This window comes from Caballeronia sp. LjRoot34 (assembly GCF_964253815.1).
In the GTDB taxonomy this organism is placed as follows: Bacteria; Pseudomonadota; Gammaproteobacteria; order Burkholderiales; family Burkholderiaceae; genus Caballeronia.
Genome location: NZ_CAXUSB020000003.1, coordinates 1,892,314 through 1,913,646, shown reverse-complemented (window position 1 = coordinate 1,913,646; position 21,333 = coordinate 1,892,314). Strand labels below are relative to the sequence as shown.

Below are 21,333 nucleotides of genomic sequence, written 5' to 3'. Positions count from 1 at the left end.
TCAGATTGGCATCTTGATGACATCGTCGAACGCTCCCATCAGCTTGTTGCGAACCTGGATCAACATCGAGAACGACAGGCTGGCCTGCTGACTGGCCAGCATGGCGCCGATCAGGTCATCGCTCTGCCCGCTGTCGACGGCAGCCGCTTGTTGTTGAGCCGCGTGTTGCTGGCCATCCGCGTGTTCGAACGCGCTCTTCATCGTGTGGGCGAACCCCGCCTCTGTTCCCGTCAGGTCGTTCCCTGCAGCGTCGCTCGGCTTCGTGTCGACGGCGTCAATGCTCGGGATGGAAAGGTCAATCTTCATGTGGGCTCCCGAAGTTGAATCTGATGCACGAGCGAATTCTGTAGGTCACCGCGCCCACCCGCGATAAACCTCAAAGGAAGCTTAAAAGCGGGCCCTTTGTGACAAACAGATGTCCGAGTAAATATTACGAAGATTACATATTTAACGCCGGGACGCTATGATGTCGCCGCCCGATCGGCACACCGGCGTCAGCCGGGTTCTGCATTGTTCGGCGCGCAAGCAACGCAGCGATTCGACTATTCGATATCAATGAACAAAGGCCTGAAAGGACAGATAGAAAATGACGGACCTAACTGACGCCCAAGCGGTGTCCAAGCAAGACACTCGCAGACGCATATTCGCCATCGTGGGAGCCTCTTCGGGCAACCTCGTCGAGTGGTTCGACTTCTACGTGTACTCGTTTTGTGCGCTGTATTTCGCACCCGCGTTCTTCCCCAGCGGCGACTCGACCACCCAGTTGCTGAACACCGCCGGCGTCTTCGCGGCCGGGTTTCTGATGAGGCCCATCGGCGGATGGTTCTTCGGCCGGCTCGCTGACAAGCACGGGCGTAAAACCTCGATGCTGGTCTCCGTCCTCATGATGTGCGGCGGCTCGCTTGTGATTGCCGTACTCCCCACGTACGCGCAGATTGGCGCCGCTGCGCCGGCATTGCTGCTCGTCGCACGGCTCTTCCAGGGGCTGTCGGTTGGCGGTGAATACGGAACCAGTGCGACCTACATGAGTGAAGTCGCCGTCAAGGGCAGGCGCGGGTTTTACGCGTCGTTCCAGTACGTCACGCTCATCGGCGGACAACTCTGCGCGCTGCTCGTGCTCATCATCCTGCAGCAGACACTGTCGGTTGAAGAACTGAAGGCGTGGGGTTGGCGCATTCCGTTTGTTGTCGGCGCCGCCGCGGCACTCATCGCGCTGTATTTGCGCAAGTCGCTCGACGAAACGACAACGGCCGAAAGCCGCCGGCAGAAGGAAGCAGGCACGCTGCGCGGACTGTGGAAACACCGGAAAGCGTTTCTGACCGTGGTGGGTTTTACCGCGGGCGGCTCGCTGATTTTCTACACGTTCACCACCTACATGCAGAAGTACCTGGTGAACACTGCGGGCATGCATGCGAAGACCGCGAGCAGTGTCATGACCGGCGCCCTGTTCGTGTACATGTGCATGCAACCGCTGTTCGGCGCGCTCTCCGACAAGATTGGCCGACGCAAGTCGATGCTGCTGTTCGGGTTCTTTGCGACCATTGGGACCGTGCCCCTGCTGCACACGCTCAAGGATGTCACGAGTCCCTTCATGGCGTTCGTACTGGTGACGATCGCGCTGGCTATCGTCAGCTTTTATACGTCTATCAGCGGGCTCATCAAGGCCGAAATGTTCCCGCCTGAAGTGCGCGCGCTCGGCGTGGGGCTGTCCTATGCAGTCGGCAATGCGGCTTTCGGCGGGACAGCGGAATACGTCGCGCTGTGGATGAAGCAGGCCGGCAATGAGTCGCTGTTCTACTGGTACGTCACGGCGCTTTGCGCGATCTCCCTGCTGGTGTCGTTCAGCATGCGCGATTCCTCGAAAGAAGGCTATTTGCGTCACGAGCCTTGAGGCAATTGGCAGACGTGTGAATGGAGTGCTGCGCGGCGGCGAAACCCGCTGCCGCGCAGTGTTCGTAAAGTGTCCTTAAGTCTTACAAAAACCTGTCGTTAACAGATTGTCGATACGACGTCCTCTTAACTCTCAGGCTTCGCCATGACTTTCAAAGACATCCCCATCCGCCGCGGCCTGGTCGCCATCCTCGTACTCTTCGGCGCCCTCATTCTCTGCATTGGTCTCGTGGCGGTAAAGTCGCTGCAACGACACGTCGACATCTCCGACAGGATGATCACGGTCGATCAGGCAACCATCTATCTCAAGGACACCTACCTCAATAACCTGAAGGCGCGCAGCGCACTTGCGCGAGCGTATATCGCCATTACCGCCGGCTCGGAAGGCAGAGAAGGCGCCACTACCGCTGCCACCGGCTTCTACGCCACAGCGCGAAAATCCTTCGACTCCTTTTCTGCTATTCCGAAAGAGACCGACGCCGAACGGGCAGCAGCCCAGGTTCTCGAGCAGACGTTCAAGGCGCATACCAGTGTTTTTGATGACGTTTTTGTGGCCGTCAAGGCCGGTGAAGTTGAGCGTTACGTGACGTTGAACGAGGGACCCATGACCTCCACAAGCGTTGCGTTTGGCAAGGCAGCCGACGAGTTCTTCAAGGTGCAGGACGAGGCTCTGTCCGAATTGAAGGAGGAACGAAAACGCAGCGAACGGCAAATGCTCATGATCACGGGCAGCCTTGTCGCCCTCGCGGGAATCTTGATTGGGCTGGTCTATTGGGCACTTGTCCGCGTCGTCGTTCGCCCCCTTCAGGATGCAGTGTCGGCGGTTGGCCGTGTCGCAGGAGGAGATCTGGCTGCGCCCTTGCCTGCGCCGTCGCGCAACGAGATCGGCGCGCTATTCCTGGCGCTGGGCAATATGCAGAAAAGCCTGACCGGTATCGTCAAGGGCGTTCGCGGTGGGACAGACTCAATCGTGACCGGCGTGCGTGAGCTTTCCGCCGGCAATAGCGACCTTTCGTCACGAACAGAGGAGCAGGCTGCATCGCTTGAAGAAACAGCCGCCAGCATGGAGCAATTGACCGCGACCGTTCGACAAAACACCGAGAGCGCACTGCAGGCAAGCACGCTCGCAGCTCAGGCATCGAACACGGCACACGAGGGCGGCGTTGCTGTCAGGCAGGTCATCGAGACGATGCAGACCATCGCGGATAGTTCTTCCGAGATTGTGAATATCATCAGCGTCATCGAGGGCATTGCCTTCCAGACGAACATCCTCGCGCTCAACGCCGCTGTTGAAGCCGCGCGTGCCGGCGAAGAGGGCCGGGGTTTTGCCGTCGTTGCGAGCGAGGTCCGCAGCCTTGCGCAACGCAGCGCTTCCGCCGCGAAGGAAATCAAGCAACTGATTGAAGGCGCATCCGAGCGCATCTCGACCGGCAGCGCGCAGGTCGACCGCACCGGCAAGACAATGGAAGATGTCGTCAAGTCGGTGAAGCGGGTCACCGACATCATGGGCGAGATTGCTTCTGCATCCGCCGAACAGACGGTGGGCATCGAGCAGGTCAGCACGGCGATATCGCAGATGGATCAGGTCACGCAACAAAACGCGGCGCTGGTCGAGCAGGCCGCTGCCGCCACGCATTCGCTCGAGGGACGGGCTCAGGAACTGGCGGAGTCGGTTGCTGCGTTCCAACTGGCCCGGTGAGCGTAGAACTCCGCTCTGGACGCGCGGAGATGGGTTGCGATCCTGCGTCCGCCATTACGGGGACGATGTCGTCTCCAAGCCGCGGCGTAGGGCGCAATAATTTCGTCAATCCAGAATCCCTGTCAGGATAGGAAATCGTCTTTTTGCAGTGACAGTATTATTTCCACTCCCAACGAAATAACGCTGTCACTTCGCGTCGCCGGGCGCGATGGTGTTTGTCGCAGCTTGATTCAAAGTGGAAAATTCGGCAGAGGCATGCGGTTTCCAGTCAGCGGAAGGCAGCGAAGTCGAGGAGGAGGAGTTGACTTCGCGCCAATTGTGGTGAAGAACGATAATTTTATAATTATTTCGTTATCCTCTGGTTAGCCAAAACATTAGCGCGTGGCCGTTGTCGCGCACGTAATGACTTCGACCTTCAATGGACGGGCGACCAGGCGCCACCTAACCTAAGCGTCAGTTTCCCAAGGCTACCCGATATTTCACAGCGAACGAGCAACCGTCAAAGAAGGTATTGAGCGCGGTTCCAAGCAACACGGCCACGCCGCCTGGTTTAGAAAAGCCGGTTAGCGCAAGCTTCCGGCTTTTATTTTCCCGGGCGAATTCAGCCCCCTTCCCTCTTAACGATCGTTTGAACGGGTAGTCGTTCGCGCGTACAGATAGCGTACGCGCGAACCCCATCCGCAGACAGGCAGCGGGCCGATCTTGACCGCCGGCGCCGCTGCGCGAGAACACTCATCAACGGGCGAAAGTATCTCCCAGCACGACGCCCTCGCGGCGTGGATCTGTGCCGCCCTGCAGGACGCTCGACTGATTGGCCCCTGTTCGAAGGATCGTATTGACGCCGCTCGCCTGAGCCGCTGTAGAGACGGTGTGGCCCAATGCGGCAAGACCGGTGAGCAACGGATCGTTCGCACCGCCGTTCGAACTGTTGATGTTGGGATGCTCGCCACCGACTGTCGTGACCGGGCTGTTGCTCGCGCCAAAGTCGACCAGATTCGCTGATTGCTGAGCGTCCAGTCCCCAGTCAAGCACGCCGACGACCGTCTTGACGACATACTGCGGAATCGTGCCGCCGCCGGGCGAGCCGGTCGCCATCACGAAGTCGCCTTTCGAGCCATCGGCAGCGATCTTGAACACGAGCGTAGGCGCCATCGAACTGCGCGGTCTCTTGCCGGGTTCCACGCGGTTTGCGACGGGAGCGCCGGCGGTGTCGGTCGGGTTCGCGGAAAAATCCGTGAGCTGGTTGTTCAGCAGGAAGCCGTTTGTCATGTGAAACGATCCCATGCTCGACTCAACCGTGGTGGTGGCAGTCACCACGTTGCCGCTGGCATCCACGATGGTGAACTGGTTCGTGCCGTGCTCGATAAGCGTCTTGTCCACGCCGAGAGAGACCGGGCCAAAATTGCCGGCCGTAGCAGTGCCCATGCTCTTGTTGAGGTTGATCAACGCCGCCCGGCTCTGCAGATACGGTTTGTTAAGCAACGTGTTCCACGTGCCGCCCGGCGGCGGGACGAAATCGGTATCGGCCACGTACTTGTCGCGGTCGGCATACGCCAGCCGCTCGGCTTCGGTAATCAGATGGACACCTTGAACGGTGGGCTTGCCACCTTCGAGATCGATTGCCGTGGGTTTTTGCTGTTGCAGATTGAAGTTCTCGAGGATGCCCAATGCGGACGCCACCGCGATGCCGCCGGACGACGGCGGCGGCATGCCGCAAATCCAGTAGCTTCGATAGGTCGTGCAAATAGGATTGCGCTGTTTCGCCTGATAGTTCGCGAGATCGGCGAGGGTCGTTTTTCCGGGCGTGATCTTCGAACCGTCGGCGCCGGTCGTTGTCGCGATCTTCGCCACTATGTCCTGTGCGATCTGGCCGGAATACAGCGCGTTCGCGCCGTTGCTCGCCATGGCCTTCAGCGTGCTGGCGTAAGCCGGATTTTTCAGTACCGTGCCGAGTGCTTTCGGTGACCCGTCCGCGTTAAGGAAGTAAGCAGCGGCCTCGGGGTCGCGGCTCAGGCTGCTTGCATTCGAAGCAATTGCGCCGGCAAGCCGTCCACCGATCGGAAACCCATTGGACGCGAGCGAGATCGCGTCGCCGAACAGGTCCTTCCACGCAAGCTTGCCGTGATCCCGCTGCAGCGCCTCGATGAGACGGGGCACGCCGATCGTTCCAATTGAGCGACCGCTTGCGCGCGCGCTTGGCTGCGGCGCGGAATGGTCGCTGGCGTCATCAACGTAGCGAAGATAGTTTTCTGTCGCCGCGCCCGGTGCTGACTCGCGTCCGTCGTACGCCTGCACGGTCCTGTTCGATGCATCGTAATACAGCAGCACCCCGCCTGATCCAAGCCCCGTTGCTTCGGGAACGGTCAGCCCCAGCACCGCCTGCACAGCAACCGCCGCGTCGGCCGCGGTTCCCCCATTCTTGAGCACGGTGCAGCCCGCCGCGCTCGCATACGCATTCGATGTGGTGACCATATAGGTCTTCGCGTACACAGGCTTCAGGCCCGTGCGATAACCCGACGCTGCTTCCGGGAGCGACGGGTCACCCGGGAGATTGGAGCCAATGACGACACTCGACCCGTTACTGTCCATCGCGAGACAACTCGCGTTCTGAGTGGGCGTTGGGGTCGAGGCCGACTGGCCGGTTTCTGAATCACCGCCGCAGGAAACCAGCAGAAGCGTGGCGGCGGATATTGCTGCCACGAGTGTGAGGTAAGGGTTGCTTTTCATCGTGCTTTTACAAGTCCTTTTATCGTCGAACTTTTAATGATCAGGAGCAGAGGCTAAAGCGGTCCGTCGGCATAGGTCCGCGTCGTCGCAGTATTTAAACAGCGGCGGAGCGTTGCTGTCGTGCGGTCCGACATTGCATCACAAGGGGCCGTCCGGATGCGGTAGAAGACCGGCCTTCAACAAGCCGACGAAATACTATCTGAAACATTACTAAAATGTTACGGAAAAATATTATCCGACTGCTTGTTAGCCAGTTTTTGTATAGCCGGCCAGTCCGCTACGCATGACTTGAGACAAGCTGGTACCTGAAACGACAGAGGCCCCGTTCAGAACGGGGCCTCTTACGACTACTGTGCTTTTGCAGCGATCAAACCTGCCGCAAAGTTAAGCTGACAAAGGTTTATCGAGCGGGTTGAAGTCCTTCGTTCTCAGACTTCGTTTCCGGCGGCGGTACGATAACTTCAATCTTGCCGACCAGGAAGATGTACGAAAGAATCCCGAGGATAGCGACAACGGATACATACCACATTGCATAGTGGAAGTTGTTCGTGCGCTGCAAGATCAAGCCGAATATGATCGGCGTGGTAATCCCTGACAGATTTCCGCACAGGTTCAGGAAACCACCCATCGTTCCAATGAAGTTACGCGGGATGACATCCGTAAATACTACCCAGCCGATATTGGCCACGTTGTTACCGAAGAAAGCCAGGGAGAGAATCGCAATAGCGATAACCGGATCGCTTTCGAAGAAGTTGACGAGGAAGATTAGCGAGGTCAGCGCCAGGCCGAGAATAACCGGGGTTTTTCGCGCAAACGTGACTGACTTTCCTTTCTTCAACAGCATGTCGCTCAGGAAACCACCGGTCAGCATGCCGACCATGGCCATCATGAACGGAATCGATGCGCCGATACCGGCTTTAGCCAGACTTAGATTTAATGCCTTTTCAAGATAAACGATAAACCACGTCATGAAAAACATCAGCGTGGAATTATACGCAAACTGGGTAATAAACAAGCCCCAGATGGTTTTCTTCTTGAGGAAGTAGAGAATGTCGCTGGCCTTGACTTTGGTGCTGATCGAAGATTGGTCTTTCGAGCCATAACCGCCACCGGCCTTAATCAGGTCAAGTTCAGCCGCGTTGGCCGTTTTGCTGTCTTTCGGATCGCGATAAACGATCAGCCAGTAAATTCCGAAAATAACCCCGACTCCCCCTGTCGAATAAAACACCACTTCCCAGCCATATTTGTCGGTCAGGAATGTGAGAACCGGGGTGAATACCGCAAGACCAATATATTGCGAACTGATGTAGATCGAAGTAGCACGCGCACGCTCGTTCTTCGGGAACCAGCTTGCAATGATCTTGGTATTGGAAAGGAACGAAGGCGCTTCTGCCAAGCCGATCAATGCCCGGCAGATAATCAGCATGGCAAACGACGCGCCAAGACTCGTGAAGATCACGTGCGAAGAAAAGCCCATTGCGAAGGTACAGGCGCTCCACACCACAATCGCGGTACCGTAAAGAATTCTTGAACCGATTCTATCGAGCAAGTATCCGACTGGAATCTGGCTGGCAGCATACGTCCACGTAAATGCCGAGAACAGCAGGCCCAGTTGCGAGGGCGAAAGACCGAACTCCCCTTGAATCTTGCTCCCCGCAATAGACAGGTTCGCCCGGTCCATATAGTTAATTGCTGTCACCACGAACAGCAGAAATACTATGAAAAATCTTGACCTCGTTGCTTTCATGCTTGGACCTTGAAGGTATGGTAATTATTTCTGTTTCTATAAACGCCGCAGGATCTGTTTTTATTGGAGCGGAAATTTAATGACCTTATTTTCTTCGGCGCTGCGATAGATTGCCGTGAACAATTCCACGGCACGGCGACCGTCGAGTCCACTGACTAAAGGTTGGATGCCGTTACTCACGGCGTTCAGGAAGTCGGCTATTTGCAGTTCATGATAAAAATTCATGGAATCCACCGACGCGAAGCGCTCCGCGTCTTCTTTTTTCCATGTGTCAAGATTTGCTTCTTCGCCGCTTATTGTCCAGATATCGTTATAAGGCGGTTCTGTAATAGACGAGACGCCGGCAATGAACATGGCCCCGCCGTCTGTTTGCACGCCGGCCGAAGCCCCATTATTTCCATGGACATGTACTTTCCCGTACAAGGCAGGATTTTGCGCGTTGCTGACCAGAATATTGGCGATTGCGCCGCTCCTGAATTTCACCAACGCTGCCGCCGTATCTTCAACTTCAATATACGGGTGATTGACGTTTTTCCAGACGCCGTACACCTCATCCACTTCGCCCATGTACCAAAGCAGCAAATCAAGCTGATGCGGGGCCTGATTAACCAGCACGCCGCCGCCTTCGCCTTCCCATGTTCCGCGCCACGGATCGCTTTCATAATATTTCTGGTCACGCCAGCCGAGCATGGTGACGCTGGCGATGGCGGGCAGGCCGAGCTTGCCTGCATCGATGGCGGATTTAATTCGCATGCACGGCTCATAAAAACGGCGCTGGCAGACTACGCCGACCGTGCGCTTGTTTTCTTCCGCACATGACAGGATCGCGTCGCAGTCTTCAAGCGACGAAGCCAATGGCTTTTCGATCAGCACATGGCAACCCTTCTTCAACGCGGCGATCGCCACTGAAGCGTGCTGCGGATGGGGGGTGCAAATGCAGACCACGTCCACCGAAGCCGAATCGATCATCGCTTCTATGTTGTCAAAGGCCAATACACCGTATTGGTCGGCGAAAGCCTTGGCCTTGCCCAGATTGGTGCTGCATACGGCAACGAATTCAGACCCTTCAAGATTCGCCAACGCTTTGGCATGGAAGTGACCGACTTTCCCGCAACCAATAACCGCAGTTCTGAGTTTTTTCATAGAGTTCTGGATCTGAAACGCCGCCAAGAAACGAGCCAGCGCTTCGCAATCGTTAATTAGATGTTGCTTCCAAGTCGTCGACTTATATATCAAATCGGCTTACTTCTCCCGAGACGCGAATCGGATCGGGCGCGTTAATCAATGCACTAAAACTGAACTTGATTCGTCATGGACTCAATGTTTCAGGTAGCGCTATCTCGGTTGCTTCCTTGAGATTTTCAGTCCGAAACCATTCCGCCGCCGCCCGGCAAACGTCCATAACCGGCAAAGTCGCATCGGCGCTAAAAGTTTGCGGCTCACCAACCGGCGACTCCAGATCGGCAAACTGACTGTCAACCAGCGTAGCTGGCATGTAATGACCGCCGCGCGCAGCTACCCGTTCGGCGGCGACATCGCGCGGCAGGCTGAGGAAGACAAAGCCGAGTCCGGGGACGGCCCGGCGCAGGCGCTCGCGATACTTGCGTTTGAGCGCGGAGCAAGCCAGGACGGGGCGTTGATTCGCCGAGAGCGCGCGAACCAGCTCCGCTGCGAGCTGGTCGAGCCAGCCTGCGCGGTCGTCATCGCCAAGCGGTATGCCGGCGCGCATCTTGGTAACATTGGCCTCCGGATGGAACGCATCGCCTTCAATCAGGAAGCCGTCGATTTCCGCTGCAAGCCCCGCCGCCACGCTGCTTTTACCGCAACCGGCCACACCCATTACCACCACTGCCGACATTGATTCGTTCATTCCAGCCTCATACCACTCAAAGATAGCGCTATCTCAACTATTCGCAAAAAACGGCCGCTCACGGCCGATCTACCCACTGTTTATAACCTTTACAGCAGGGATGCTCACTGCACTTTCAGGTTTGTGCAACGCTACAGGTAGCGCTATCCTAGACAAATTATGACAAATACGACGCACAGGAAAACCCGAAGTACGGGTCGGCCGACGCTGGAACAAGTGGCGCACCTTGCCGGCGTCAGCACGATTACGGCATCGCGCGCGTTGCGCGGCGTGAATACCGTCGCGCCTGACCTCGTGCAGCGAGTCAAGGACGCGGCGCAAGAATTGGGATACGTGACCAACGCGGCAGCGCGAGCGCTCGCGTCGTCGCGTAGCGACGCCGTCGCGGTGCTGGTGCCGTCGCTGTCGAATCTCGTTTTCGTCGATGTCCTCGATTCGATCCACAGCGTGCTGAGACCGCAGGGCTTTGAAATCCTGATCGGCAACTCGCATTACGCGCGTGACGCCGAGGAGGATCTGGTGCGCCATTATCTCGCCTCGCCGCCGAGCGGGATGGTCGTGGCCGGATCCGACCGCACGGAAGCGGCCCGGCGCATGATCGATGCGAGCGGCGTGCCGTGTGTTCATATCATGGAAATGTCGCGCGGCCCCGGCGTACATTGCGTCGGCTTTGCACAGACCGGTGCCGGGCAGGCGGCAGCCGAGCACCTGCTTGCGCGCGGCCGCAGGCGCAACGCGTTTGTCGCAGCGCAGCTCGACCCCCGGATCATGCAACGTGGCGACGGTTTTCGCCGCGCCTTGCAGGAAGCAGGACTGTATGACCCGGCGCTCGAATTTTTATCGCCAGCGCCTTCTTCCGTAGGATTAGGCTGCGATCTGTTCGCGCAGATTCTGGAGCGGCGTCCGGATGTCGATGGCATCTTTTTCGGCAATGACGACCTTGCCCACGGCGCGCTGCTGGAAGCGTTGCGCCGGGGGGTATCGGTGCCCAGCGACATTGCAATGGTCGGGTTCAACGACTTGCCCGGATCGGCGCATTCGTTCCCCCGCCTGACCACGATCCGTACGCCTCGCGCTGAAGTCGGCCGGCGCGCGGCGCAAATGCTGCTCGCCATGATTCGCGGAGAGCAGGTGCGCGAGCCAGTGATCGATCTCGGCTTCGAACTTGTAGTGCGCGAGAGTTCCTGAGTCGATACGCTGCACAAACCGCATGCATTTGCTTATGCAGCGCGTTGCCGACGCCCTCACCGATGACCGCATTGATTCCGTCACTTCGAAATCCTGGTGCCGCAGGGCGTGGCGTCTTTGAGTTGACGATTTTAATTTGTACTACAAACGAAGCGCCGTTATCAAAAGTTTTTTGACGCTCCCGTTCGAGCACCTCTCAGCCACGAGAACGATCACCGCGCAGTCACCTTCAACACTCAAAGAAGCAGCCGACGTTATGGCGCCGCGCCTTACCCTCTAAACTACCAACAACGTTCTTCAGGCGCGACGACCCAACCTAAGACGTCTTGACTTTCGATACCACGAAGACGATACCGCCGGTATTGTCGGCTTTCACCGTCGCTCCATAAAGCGTGGTGGTGGTCGAGTCGTACAGCCCCATGCCGAGCATATTCAGCGAATTATATGTACAGGTGGTCGCGGCAAACGTGATGTTTAGATCGTATGCATTGTTCGTCAGATGAGGCGCGATCGTTCCGGAAAAAAAGCAACCGCTGGCACTGGCGCCAGTTACCGCACCCGTTGGAAGAACACTCATAGTAAGGTCCTCAGTACCGCCAGCCGTGGTCCCCACCGTGCCGGTATAAATGCCGGCCACGGTCGTTAAAGCGGGCGTAGCGGAAGACAGTGCGCTGTCATACGTCGAACTGAACGTGGTCGCGATACCGTCGCCATTATGCGTAACGGTTCCGCTCATCGATGCTGCCGTGACATAACTGGCAGACAACGTGCTGGCTGCAACGCCTGTGCTCAAACCTGTGGTTTGCACCTGGTAATCCAACGCTGTCGACGAACTGAAGCTTCCCCCCTTCCCGCTGCCGGTACCAATGACTACGCCACCAACCGGATTAGTTGTAGTAGTCGTGGTTGCTGCTGTCGTGCCGCTCGCTGGAACCACCGTAGTTGTAGGCAGGCCGCTATAAAAATAGTAGTAGGTGCCGTTGGTCAGCACCATCGACTCGATCACCCGCGAATCGCTGGTAGTCCCGTTGTAAATACCGACAAAGCTGTCAGGCGGTGCCGGAGTCGAGCTGGAACTATTTCCCCCTCCGCCACACGCGGTCAGAATGGACGTGAGCAGCACCGGTAGGGCCAACCGTTTGATCATATTAGTGCTCTTAGAATAATGAATCGCCGAATAGTATTCGCCGATACGGCTTCCCCAATCGGGGCCGCCTATGGATCGTCTGCAAACAATGCAGATTTACGTGCATATAGTGAAAAGGGGTATGCGCGTGAGTCGCTTACCTGCTGCGGGTTCACGGCTATCACATTCACAACAGACTTGCCTTTGTCCAGTTCGACGCTCCGGCGGCCTGCATTCAGCGATGCGATTCCTGTTTGAGCAGGATAGTGCGGATGGGGTTTTGCGATTCCGAGAGAAGGCCTCGTGATTCGAAGGTGATTACAAGATATTTCCGTTGACCGCCTCCAGGTAGGTAAGGAGGTCGGCCTTCGCGTCGAGACCTTTTCCGCAACCGCATGCGGCGTCAGCGTGTAGTGGGCGTCTCTGCGTATCTGATAGCTCGTAGCCAGTCATTCGATGCATTTTCAATCGGGCTCATATACGCCCGTATGACTGGGGAGGAGCATCGCCTAGTCGTTTCCCCTTAGCGAAGCAGCGCCGGCCCCTTGCCGGATGCGTCGCGCGCTATACGGCCGTATAACGGGATTACTCCATCGAGGCATCGCGCGACCCCACCGTAGAATAGATTCTCCCTTCTGCGCTAACTAACCTACAGTCATCGCGATCAGCACACCTCCGATGACTTCGGGAAAGTTCCCCCGATACCTTCGTCCTCATCTCCTGTGCAGAACCGCGACCCAGTAGCAGGCCCTTCTCGTGCCCGCAAATTACTGCGCCTAACCGTGTTTCCTTTAATCGTCGCACCCTTTCAAAGGAATTAACCGTGTCGCCTGTTCTGCATACCTGGCTCTTTATCGGCGCCAACGCCTACGTTGAATTCACATTTGTCTCATGGCTGAACAGGAGCGTCTACCGGCGTACGGTCGACTACTCCGTGGTTTGCCTCCAGTAGGCCCGCGTGTTATCGCCCCGCGGTTGCGCAATCACAGCCTCGACTCTTACTGACAAGAGGAAGAGCAAGACGATGTTGAACGATACCCCCCGCCATGCACCCATCGAACTTTCATCCGAGACAAATATTTCGCATTCTTCCCCTGCGCTCAAGAGCGCGGTTCCCGCAAGGTCCTGGCGCCCTCTCGCCGCCTCTGCGGGTATGGGGAGAGTTGGGCGGTACAGGCCGGCACGCCATGAAGCGACGCCGATCGACCCGGACCCCGGGCGTCGCACACTCGCCGCGCTCCAGCAGTTCAATGCTGCGCGTGGCGAGTTCTCTCATGAGCTCATGTACTCGAGATTACGTGCGCGGCCGAACATGGCCCGCGCGCAAGTGCCTACGTTCGCCGTGAACGTCCTTGCCATGTAATCAAACTTCGTGAAAAGGCAACGTCCCGAGGTGAGCCATGAATCCAGTCATCGAGAACGACATTCTTCACGTGAGCCGCATCATGCGTGCGTCCATTTTTCAATGTGCACCCCATGTGATGCGGCCTGATTACTGGCATGCCCGGCTGTCGTTGTTGCTGGAAGAGCCAGGGTTGCTTGAGATGCAACGATGCACCGTCATGGGGTTGCTCAGGGAGCTCGCAGATATCGAAGGGCATCTTGCGGCCGCCCGCACCGGAACAGCGGATGCGGGACTGCTCGCGGTAGCCCAACGATAACCCGCAGGCGACCTGACCAACGGTGTTGCTTAGCGAACTCGCGAACGCCCGCGAGCACGCTGGCGAGTCCAACCGTGTCGGCATACATCATCGGACCGCCGCGATAGCGCGGAAAGCCATCACCCGTGCAATAAAGTCAGATCGACATCAAGGGGGCGCAAAGCTATGCGCTGACGCACGACCTGCGCGCCTTCGTTAATCATGGCAGCTATATAGCGCCGGATAATATGAGGATTTGACCGCGATCGCGGGCTTTCATATCACGACGGCCCCGCCCCGCAAGATGATGTTGGTATGATTCCTCGACCAATCGAGGTGGTCTGCAAGGTTTTGAACCAATAGCGGAGGCCGATCCAGGACACTCGCCGGCAACGCACGTCCTGGTCACGCGAACGAAATGAAAGCCCTGGAATTTTTACGACAAGCAGTTTTGCTGTGAGCTGACTCAAACTCAAGATGGCAATCGATATCACCGGCCGGACGTTTGGCAGGCTTACCGCTGTAGCACGCGAGGATGGTTCTCGCTGGCTTTTCAAGTGCGCATGCGGCGTCGAAAAGGTACTCGACGCTCAAAGCGTCAAGTACCGCAAGACTCTATCGTGCGGCTGCTTGCGTCAGATTGAAATAGCACCCGGCCATCGCTTTGGGCAACTCACTGCGTCTCACTACGTGAATCACGGCAAGAACGGTGCACGCTGGTTTTTCCAGTGCGACTGCGGGTCCGGGAAGATCTTTGCGTCCAGTTACGTACGAAGCGGCCTCCGAACGTCGTGTGGATGCCGCGGGCGGGCTGCTAAGGTCGTCCGCGTGGAACAACCGGGCGCGGAAGTCTGGCCGTTCCCAAAGTGGCCCAGGGAGCGTGGCGGATAAGCGGCTCTCAAGAGATAATCCCCCTGCAGTAACACATAGGGACCGTGACCGGGTGATGCCATCTTGTCAGCGCGCGGCCTCGTTGACCGCACGCTGCCTTACTCGTTTACAGCCTACCGCCGCGACGAAAGCCGGCGCACGACGGACACAAGCCTGTCGACCTCATCGCAGGTGTTGTAAAAAGCTAGCGACGGCCGCACGGTCGCCTCCACGCCAAAACGCCGGAGAATTGGTTGGGCGCAATGATGACCTGAACGCACGGCAATCCCTTCTTCGTTCAACGCCTGCCCGACCTCTTCCGTCTCATAGCCTTTCAGCACGAACGACAATACGCTGGCTTTATTCTTCGCTGTACCGATCAAACGCACGCCTGGGACCGGCTGCAATACGCTCGTCGCGTAGGCCAACAGATCGTGTTCGTAGCGCCCGATATTCTCGATACCCACACGCGTCACGTAATCGATCGCAGCCCCAAGGCCTACCGCATCGGCAATGTTGCCCGTGCCCGCCTCGAAGCGATTTGGCGGCGCCTGGAACACAGTCCGCTCGAACGTCACGTCCGCGATCATGTTGCCGCCGCCCTGCCATGGCGGCATGTCTTCAAGCAGATCGCGTTTGCCATAGACCACGCCGATACCGGTCGGGCCGAACAGCTTGTGACCCGAAAACACGAAGAAATCAGCATCGATTTCCTGCACGTTCACCCGCATGTGCGAGACCGATTGCGCGCCGTCAACCAGCGCCCGAGCGCCTGCACGATGCGCCATTGCAACAATCTCCTGCACCGGCACAACGGTACCCAATGCGTTCGATACCTGCGTCACCGAGACGATCTTCGTGCGGCTGTTGAGCAGCTTCTGATACTCGTCGAGACGGACCTGACCGGAGTCGTCGACAGGAATCACGCGCAGCGTCGCGCCCTTTTGTGCGGCGAGTTGCTGCCACGGCACGATGTTGGCGTGATGCTCCAGATGCGAGACGATGATCTCGTCGCCCTCGCCAACATTTTGCACGCCCCAGGTCTTCGCGATCAGGTTGATGCCTTCCGTCGTGCCCCGCACGAAGATGATTTCTTCCGCCGATGCGGCGCCAATGAAGCGCCTCACCGTATCGCGCGCCCCTTCGTATGCATCGGTTGCACGTCCTGCCAAGGCATGCGCGGCACGGTGAATGTTCGAGTTCTCGTGCGCGTAGAAATACGACAGGCGGTCGATAACCGATTGAGGTTTGTGCGTGGTCGCGGCGTTGTCGAACCAGACGAGCTGACGTCCGTTCACGCGCTCTTGCAGAATCGGGAAGTCGCGACGAATAGCGTTGACATCAAATGGCGGATGCGCCGAACCGGTCTGCGGCAAGTGCTCGTTCGAATGCGGCGCACGCGCGTTGTCGAGAAAATAGAACGCGCCGGCACGATCGGGCTCGCCACCCGCCGACCCCGCCCGCTCGCGGCTGTTGAACGGAAGCAAGTCATCGATAGACGGCAGACCGAACGATTCAGCCGTCGGTACATCATGACCAGGCAACGGCAGCTCGCGGTTCGCGCCGGATGATGCGCCCGCGTCCCGCAAGAAATAAAACGGCGACGCCGCCGGCTGATCTCGTTGCGCACCATCGGGCACGCCGACGCCAAGCGCGGCGCCGCCGAAGCGCGGTTCCAACGCCGGCGCGGCGCTCGTCACAGAGTCAGGTACGTTGTTTTGCGAAACGGCATGTGGCGCCAGCGCCGGCACGCGATTGCCCAATGACAAGACGTGCGTAGGCGCCGACGGAAGCAGGTTGGCGCCCGGCGCCTTGCCCTGTGGAAGGCTCAGGCCCGGCACGCCCGTCCCTGCACCGCCCGGCCCCGCCAACGGCGACCCCGGAGGCGCCGGATTGCTCGCGGAAGCGAGCACAGGCGCAGCCACCGGCAACCCTGCCGAGAGCGACTCACCACTGCCACTGCCAAGGCTCGCCAGCGCGGGCGTAGCACTACCAGCACTGCCCGGTAACGCCGTAAAGAACGCCGTTGCAAGACGCGACAACGTGGCCACGTCCGGCAAGCCCGCAGGTGCCGCGCCCTGTGGAACATCGGACAGCGAAGCGCCGCTCACTGGCTTACTTGTAGGTGTCAGGATAGTCATGGTACTTGGCGATCTCCACGTCATCCAGAACCGCCAGTGCGTCCGGCGAGTGCACTGCGAGCGAGCAATACAGCGAAATCAGGTACGAGGCAATCGCATGGTTGTTGATCCCCATGAAGCGCACCGAAAGCCCTGGCCCTTGCTCGCCTGCCACACCCGGCTGGAACAGGCCAACCACGCCTTGCCGCTTGTCGCCTACGCGCAGCAAAAGGATCTTGGTCTTGCCGTCGGCGACAGGAACCTTGTCCGACGGGATCAACGGAATGCCACGCCACGTGAGGAACTGGGAACCAAACAGGCTCACGGTGGGCGGCGGCACACCGCGACGCGTGCACTCGCGCCCGAACGCTGCGATGGCGAGCGGATGCGTCAGGAAAAACGCAGGCTCTTTCCAGACGCGCGTCAGCAGTTCATCGAGATCATCAGGGGTCGGCGCGCCGGTCAGCGGAAACACGCGCTGTTCTTCAGCAACATTCGCCAGCAGACCGTAATCCGGGTTATTGATGAGCTGGCTTTCCTGCAATTCCTTGATCGTTTCGATCGTCAGGCGCAGCTGTTCCTTGATCTGATCATGCGGACTACTATATAGATCCGACACACGAGTCTGCACGTCGAGGACCGTGCTGACCGCGTTGAGAAAATACTCGCGCGGGTTTTCATCGTAGGGAACGAAGGTCCGGGGCAGTTCGCTTTCGTCTTCACGTTGCGTGCAGGCCGCCTTCACTTCCTCGGGATTCTTGACCTGGTTCAAGCGGTAGATACCGGCTTCGACCGGCACCCATTGCAACAAGTGCGTGAGCCATCGCGGCGTGATGGTCGATAGCTGGGGAACGGTCTTGGTGGCATTGGCTAGTTGCCGTGCTGCGTTATCGCCGAGCGCCGTCTGGCCGCCCACAGTTGCCGTCATGTGTAGCTCCGAAGTCTATAGAAGAAAAACGGGAATGCTTATCAGGAGACGTCATTATCAAGACCGTGGCCCCAGTCATTCAACATGCTATAGACGGCATTTCTGAAAAAATGATCACCCTGGCCCGGTCACCGGCTCGGGTTGTAGTAACTTCGCCATGGGAACGTCCAGCGCGCGGGCGAGCTTGTGCACCGTGATGATGGATGCCGTCACGCGGCCGCGTTCGATCTCGCCAATATAAGAGCGGTTCAGGCCGGCGTGTTCGGCAAGCTGCTCCTGCGACCAGGCCTGCGCCTCACGTAAAAGCCTGACGGCTGCACCGAAGTTGCGGACGACTTCGGTCATGACACGGTCGCTGCAACGCGCGGCTGCACGCCGTCATTGCGCGAGATGGCCTGCGTGACGTTCGCGCCCGGTGCAACGTCGTGCGTAAGCCATACGTTGCCGCCGATCACCGCTCCCCGGCCGAGCGTGACGCGGCCGAGAATCGTGGCGCCCGCATAGATCACGACTTCATCTTCCACTATCGGATGCCGCGCCAGTCCTTTCTCCAGATGCCCTTCTGCATCGCGGGGGAAACGTTTCGCGCCGAGCGTGACAGCCTGATACACGCGCACGCGATCGCCAATGACCGTGGTCTCGCCAATCACCACGCCCGTCCCATGATCGATGAAAAATCCTTTGCCTATCTGAGCGCCCGGATGGATGTCGATGCCGGTTGCGCCGTGCGCCAGTTCAGCCACAATGCGCGCAAGCAGGCGAAGGTCGAGCTTGTATAACTCGTGCGCCAGCCGGTGATGAATCATGGCGAGAATGCCGGGGTAGCAAAGCAGCACCTCGTCCACACTGCCGGCGGCCGGATCGCCGTGATAGGCGGCAAGCACGTCGCTATCAAGGAGCGTGCGGATCTCGGGAAGTCTGGCCGCGAACGCACGAACCGCAACGCCGGCACGTGTAGCGATGTTTTCATCGTCACGCGACAGATGACGATCGCGGTATTGCAACTCCAGTTGCGCCTGGGCGAATAGGCCATGCAGGGCTGAATCGAGTGCATGACCCACGTAGAAATTCTCGCTTTCCTGACGAAGGTCGTGCGGTCCAAGCCGCATCGGAAAAAGCACGCCCTTCAACGTGTCCACAATATCCGCCAGCGCCTCGCGCGCCGGCAGTTCGCGCCCGCCCGGTTCGAGCGAACGCTTCTGCACTTCACGCCATTGCTGGCGCACCGTCTGAAGCGATTGGACGATGTCGTCGATGTCAAATGCGGCCACAGTCGGAGATCCTTCGGCGTCAAGCCATTAGAGGTTGATCAATCCTGAATCCACGGCAAACCCTGAAAGCGCCAGCCATCCTCCACGCCTCGCCGCTGTTGCGAATCCAGCCGCCCTTCGAAACCTTCAAGGACATTGAACACTTGAGTAAAGCCTGCTTTCGTCGCAGCTTCCGCGGCAAGCGCTGAACGATTGCCGCTGCGGCAGAGCAGCAACACGACTGCGTCCTTTCCGGTCTTGGCTTCCAGCTCCCGGACAAAGCGCGGGTTGCGGGTAAGCGATGTGCCTGTCGCCCAGGCCACGTGGATACTGCCAGGCACGTAACCCACGAACTTGCGCTCTTCGGCCGTTCTGACATCCACAAGCACCGCCGAGCCCGACTCGAGCAGCGCAAACGCGTCGCGAGGTGAAACGCCTCCCGCGTAAGGTAACTGGTTTGCTGCCGCTGCGGCCCGCGCCGCATCCAATGCCGCATGAGATTCCTGAATTACGCCTTCTTCCAATTCAACTGCCATGACGTCTCCTTGTACTGTCACTTGAAAACTCATCGAGGCCAAAGGGTTGTCATAGGAAATGCAACCGTCTATAGCCATCAATTGACACTATGAAAGAGGCCGCTCAGAAGCAGAACCAATAAAAACGTATTTCTAAAGAAGGCTTCGCCACATCGGTAATCATTGGAGGAAAAATGATCGTTCCAGCACATGCAACTTCCGCGTAATTATTGAAAGAAAACGAGGCCGGAGCGAAGGCCAAGGGTTTGCCTCAATCCGGAGACGGGACGACAGCCGCCGGGGGCGCCGTCACGCGCAGCTCAGCACTCGGCGCGCGTCCCAGCAGCAGGCGAGTCGCCAACGCATCGAGCGATGTGCACAGAATCAGATAGACAAGTCCCACGAACAGGAAGATCTGCACCGGATAAATCATGAGCCGGCTATTGACCTGGTTGGCGAGAAACGCGAGTTCCGGCACGCCGACGATGTAAGCCAGCGACGTATCCTTGACCAGCGACACCCATTGGTTAATGAACGACGGCGCCATGATGCGGATGGCCTGCGGCAGCAGTACGTGACGCATCGCTTGCCACCGCGTCAGCCCCAGCGACAGCGCCGCTTGGCGCTGCCCGCGCCCCACTGCTTCGATACCCGCATGAACCGAATGCGACAGGTAGGCGCCGCCGATCAGCGATAGCGCAGCCACGACCGTCGCCAAACCCGGCACGTTGATATGCAGCACAACCGGCAGCAGGAAGAAGGTCCAGAAAATCAGCATCAGTACGGGTATGGCGCGAAAGAACCCGATGCCCGCGAGCAGGATCAGGTGGATCACCCCACGCGTCATGGCAAGCCCGATGCCTCCTGCCAGCCCGAGGATGGCGGACGACACGGCGGAGATCGAGGCCATCACCAGCGTCAGCGCGGCGCCGCCCAATGGACCATCGGGAAACGTGCCGACGAGCAAATATGGCAGATTGGACAGGATGGCGGAAAAGGCGTCGTTCATCGGCGCACCGTCGCTCGCGAACCGCTGCGCTGGACTACCACGAGTGCAACTTCCAGCATCGCGATGGTCAGTATGTACAGCAAAGTTGCCATGCCAAACGCCTGAAACGTCTTGAAGGTTTCGGTATCCACCTGACGCGACGAATACGAGAGTTCCGCCAATCCGATCGCCATGGTCAACGACGAGTTCTTGACGATATTCATGTACTGACCGAACAACGGCGGCGTCGCGATCCGCACCGCTTGCGGCAAGATCACGTGAACAAATGCGGCTAGCGGCGTGAGTCCAAGGGCGGCTGCCGCGTTGTGCTGCCCCACTGGAACACCCGATAATCCCGAGCGGAATTCCTCGCCAATGAAGGTGGTCGAATAACAGGTCAACCCAATCCAGCCGGCCACGAATTCAAACGATGGCCAATGCAACTTGAACACGCCGAGATCCACCGCATGCTGCGTGTTCAACCAGGTCATTGTCGCTTCGGGCAAAAGCGTCGCCACGCCGAAATACCAGAACAGCAATTGCACGATCAGCGGTGAGTTGCGAAACACCAATACATAGAGCGCGGCGGCACGACGCATGGGCGCCGCGCGCGAAGTGCGCGCAAGGGCAAGCAGACAGCCACATAACGTCGCCGTGACCATCACCGAGACCGACAATCCCAGCGTCATACCGAAGCCCTGGAGCAGCCAGATCAGGTACTTCGGGGCAAGCCATCCGTTCATTGGAATCATTCAGCTAAACACGAATGGAAAAT

17 protein-coding genes and 1 pseudogene are annotated in these 21,333 nt (G+C 58.4%); 4 read left to right on the top strand and 14 right to left on the bottom strand.

What is annotated here, in order from left to right; all coding sequences use genetic code 11:
* Positions 1-306, bottom strand: a complete 306-nt coding sequence (locus ACSQ36_RS39430; RefSeq protein ID WP_436186294.1) for a flagellar hook-basal body complex protein FliE — start codon at positions 304-306, stop codon at positions 1-3.
* Positions 307-586: 280 nt separating this feature from the next.
* Here ACSQ36_RS39430 and ACSQ36_RS39425 point away from each other — a divergent pair, with 280 nt between their 5' ends.
* Both ACSQ36_RS39425 and ACSQ36_RS39420 read left to right on the top strand, forming a co-directional pair.
* Positions 587-1,891, top strand: a complete 1,305-nt coding sequence (locus ACSQ36_RS39425) for an MFS family transporter (RefSeq protein ID WP_213762763.1) — start codon at positions 587-589, stop codon at positions 1,889-1,891.
* A gap of 144 nt (positions 1,892-2,035) precedes the next feature.
* Complete coding sequence (locus ACSQ36_RS39420; protein ID WP_213762764.1) at positions 2,036-3,589, top strand: methyl-accepting chemotaxis protein; 1,554 nt, start codon at positions 2,036-2,038, stop codon at positions 3,587-3,589.
* Between the two features lie 735 nt (positions 3,590-4,324).
* On the opposite strand, the gene ACSQ36_RS39415 is transcribed toward ACSQ36_RS39420, so the two are convergent.
* The 4 genes from ACSQ36_RS39415 to ACSQ36_RS39400 all read right to left on the bottom strand — a co-directional run bounded on the left by ACSQ36_RS39415 (position 4,325) and on the right by ACSQ36_RS39400 (position 9,933).
* A complete protein-coding gene (locus ACSQ36_RS39415) occupies positions 4,325-6,316 on the bottom strand; it encodes a gamma-glutamyltransferase family protein (protein WP_436186293.1) in 1,992 nt (663 codons plus the stop codon).
* A 400-nt stretch (positions 6,317-6,716) separates the two neighbouring features.
* The gene (locus ACSQ36_RS39410; RefSeq protein ID WP_213762766.1) at positions 6,717-8,063 is read right to left on the bottom strand and encodes an MFS transporter; all 1,347 of its coding nucleotides are present in this window, start codon (positions 8,061-8,063) and stop codon (positions 6,717-6,719) included.
* A gap of 60 nt (positions 8,064-8,123) precedes the next feature.
* Complete coding sequence (locus tag ACSQ36_RS39405) at positions 8,124-9,206, bottom strand: Gfo/Idh/MocA family protein (protein WP_436186292.1); 1,083 nt, start codon at positions 9,204-9,206, stop codon at positions 8,124-8,126.
* A gap of 166 nt (positions 9,207-9,372) precedes the next feature.
* On the bottom strand, positions 9,373-9,933 hold the full coding sequence (locus tag ACSQ36_RS39400) for a gluconokinase (protein ID WP_436186291.1): 561 nt from the start codon (positions 9,931-9,933) through the stop codon (positions 9,373-9,375).
* Between the two features lie 159 nt (positions 9,934-10,092).
* On the opposite strand from ACSQ36_RS39400, the gene ACSQ36_RS39395 reads away from it, so the two are divergent.
* Complete coding sequence (locus tag ACSQ36_RS39395; protein ID WP_436186290.1) at positions 10,093-11,121, top strand: LacI family DNA-binding transcriptional regulator; 1,029 nt, start codon at positions 10,093-10,095, stop codon at positions 11,119-11,121.
* Between the two features lie 316 nt (positions 11,122-11,437).
* Here ACSQ36_RS39395 and ACSQ36_RS39390 read toward each other — a convergent pair whose 3' ends face one another.
* On the bottom strand, positions 11,438-12,268 hold the full coding sequence (locus ACSQ36_RS39390) for a hypothetical protein (RefSeq protein WP_436186289.1): 831 nt from the start codon (positions 12,266-12,268) through the stop codon (positions 11,438-11,440).
* A 1,379-nt stretch (positions 12,269-13,647) separates the two neighbouring features.
* On the opposite strand from ACSQ36_RS39390, the gene ACSQ36_RS39385 reads away from it, so the two are divergent.
* Positions 13,648-13,908, top strand: coding sequence for a hypothetical protein (locus ACSQ36_RS39385; protein WP_436186288.1), 261 nt, complete (start codon positions 13,648-13,650; stop codon positions 13,906-13,908).
* 25 nt (positions 13,909-13,933) lie between these two features.
* Here the strand turns inward: ACSQ36_RS39385 and ACSQ36_RS39380 are convergent.
* The 8 genes and pseudogenes from ACSQ36_RS39380 to ACSQ36_RS39345 form a co-directional block, all read right to left on the bottom strand.
* A pseudogene (locus ACSQ36_RS39380) lies at positions 13,934-14,135 on the bottom strand (hypothetical protein); the annotation flags it as partial.
* 756 nt (positions 14,136-14,891) lie between these two features.
* On the bottom strand, positions 14,892-16,898 hold the full coding sequence (locus tag ACSQ36_RS39375) for a family 2A encapsulin nanocompartment cargo protein cysteine desulfurase (RefSeq protein WP_436186287.1): 2,007 nt from the start codon (positions 16,896-16,898) through the stop codon (positions 14,892-14,894).
* Complete coding sequence (locus ACSQ36_RS39370; RefSeq protein WP_089165150.1) at positions 16,873-17,805, bottom strand: family 2A encapsulin nanocompartment shell protein; 933 nt, start codon at positions 17,803-17,805, stop codon at positions 16,873-16,875. The genes ACSQ36_RS39375 and ACSQ36_RS39370 overlap by 26 nt, the downstream gene beginning before the upstream one ends.
* A gap of 114 nt (positions 17,806-17,919) precedes the next feature.
* Entirely contained in the window at positions 17,920-18,150 is a 231-nt protein-coding gene (locus ACSQ36_RS39365) for a helix-turn-helix domain-containing protein (RefSeq protein WP_213762773.1), read from the bottom strand.
* Positions 18,147-19,076, bottom strand: coding sequence for a serine O-acetyltransferase EpsC (gene epsC, locus ACSQ36_RS39360; RefSeq protein ID WP_436186286.1), 930 nt, complete (start codon positions 19,074-19,076; stop codon positions 18,147-18,149). Before epsC ends, ACSQ36_RS39365 begins: the two co-directional genes overlap by 4 nt.
* 38 nt (positions 19,077-19,114) lie before the next feature.
* Complete coding sequence (locus tag ACSQ36_RS39355) at positions 19,115-19,591, bottom strand: rhodanese-like domain-containing protein (RefSeq protein ID WP_436186285.1); 477 nt, start codon at positions 19,589-19,591, stop codon at positions 19,115-19,117.
* A gap of 250 nt (positions 19,592-19,841) precedes the next feature.
* Positions 19,842-20,579 (bottom strand): amino acid ABC transporter permease, encoded by a 738-nt coding sequence (locus ACSQ36_RS39350; RefSeq protein ID WP_436186284.1) that lies wholly within the window; start codon positions 20,577-20,579, stop codon positions 19,842-19,844.
* Complete coding sequence (locus tag ACSQ36_RS39345; RefSeq protein ID WP_436186283.1) at positions 20,576-21,301, bottom strand: amino acid ABC transporter permease; 726 nt, start codon at positions 21,299-21,301, stop codon at positions 20,576-20,578. The genes ACSQ36_RS39350 and ACSQ36_RS39345 overlap by 4 nt, the downstream gene beginning before the upstream one ends.
* Positions 21,302-21,333 lie beyond the last annotated feature (32 nt).

Bases quoted from the DNA above. Each gene is read 5' to 3' on its own strand.
- ACSQ36_RS39430 (WP_436186294.1), bottom strand. From the start codon at position 306: ATGAAGATTGACCTTTCCATCCCGAGCATTGACGCCGTCGACACGAAG.
- ACSQ36_RS39425 (WP_213762763.1), top strand. From the start codon at position 587: ATGACGGACCTAACTGACGCCCAAGCGGTGTCCAAGCAAGACACTCGC.
- ACSQ36_RS39420 (WP_213762764.1), top strand. From the start codon at position 2,036: ATGACTTTCAAAGACATCCCCATCCGCCGCGGCCTGGTCGCCATCCTC.
- ACSQ36_RS39415 (WP_436186293.1), bottom strand. From the start codon at position 6,316: ATGAAAAGCAACCCTTACCTCACACTCGTGGCAGCAATATCCGCCGCC.
- ACSQ36_RS39410 (WP_213762766.1), bottom strand. From the start codon at position 8,063: ATGAAAGCAACGAGGTCAAGATTTTTCATAGTATTTCTGCTGTTCGTG.
- ACSQ36_RS39405 (WP_436186292.1), bottom strand. From the start codon at position 9,206: ATGAAAAAACTCAGAACTGCGGTTATTGGTTGCGGGAAAGTCGGTCAC.
- ACSQ36_RS39400 (WP_436186291.1), bottom strand. From the start codon at position 9,933: ATGAACGAATCAATGTCGGCAGTGGTGGTAATGGGTGTGGCCGGTTGC.
- ACSQ36_RS39395 (WP_436186290.1), top strand. From the start codon at position 10,093: ATGACAAATACGACGCACAGGAAAACCCGAAGTACGGGTCGGCCGACG.
- ACSQ36_RS39390 (WP_436186289.1), bottom strand. From the start codon at position 12,268: ATGATCAAACGGTTGGCCCTACCGGTGCTGCTCACGTCCATTCTGACC.
- ACSQ36_RS39385 (WP_436186288.1), top strand. From the start codon at position 13,648: ATGAATCCAGTCATCGAGAACGACATTCTTCACGTGAGCCGCATCATG.
- ACSQ36_RS39375 (WP_436186287.1), bottom strand. From the start codon at position 16,898: ATGACTATCCTGACACCTACAAGTAAGCCAGTGAGCGGCGCTTCGCTG.
- ACSQ36_RS39370 (WP_089165150.1), bottom strand. From the start codon at position 17,805: ATGACGGCAACTGTGGGCGGCCAGACGGCGCTCGGCGATAACGCAGCA.
- ACSQ36_RS39365 (WP_213762773.1), bottom strand. From the start codon at position 18,150: ATGACCGAAGTCGTCCGCAACTTCGGTGCAGCCGTCAGGCTTTTACGT.
- ACSQ36_RS39355 (WP_436186285.1), bottom strand. From the start codon at position 19,591: ATGGCAGTTGAATTGGAAGAAGGCGTAATTCAGGAATCTCATGCGGCA.
- ACSQ36_RS39350 (WP_436186284.1), bottom strand. From the start codon at position 20,579: ATGAACGACGCCTTTTCCGCCATCCTGTCCAATCTGCCATATTTGCTC.
- ACSQ36_RS39345 (WP_436186283.1), bottom strand. From the start codon at position 21,301: ATGAACGGATGGCTTGCCCCGAAGTACCTGATCTGGCTGCTCCAGGGC.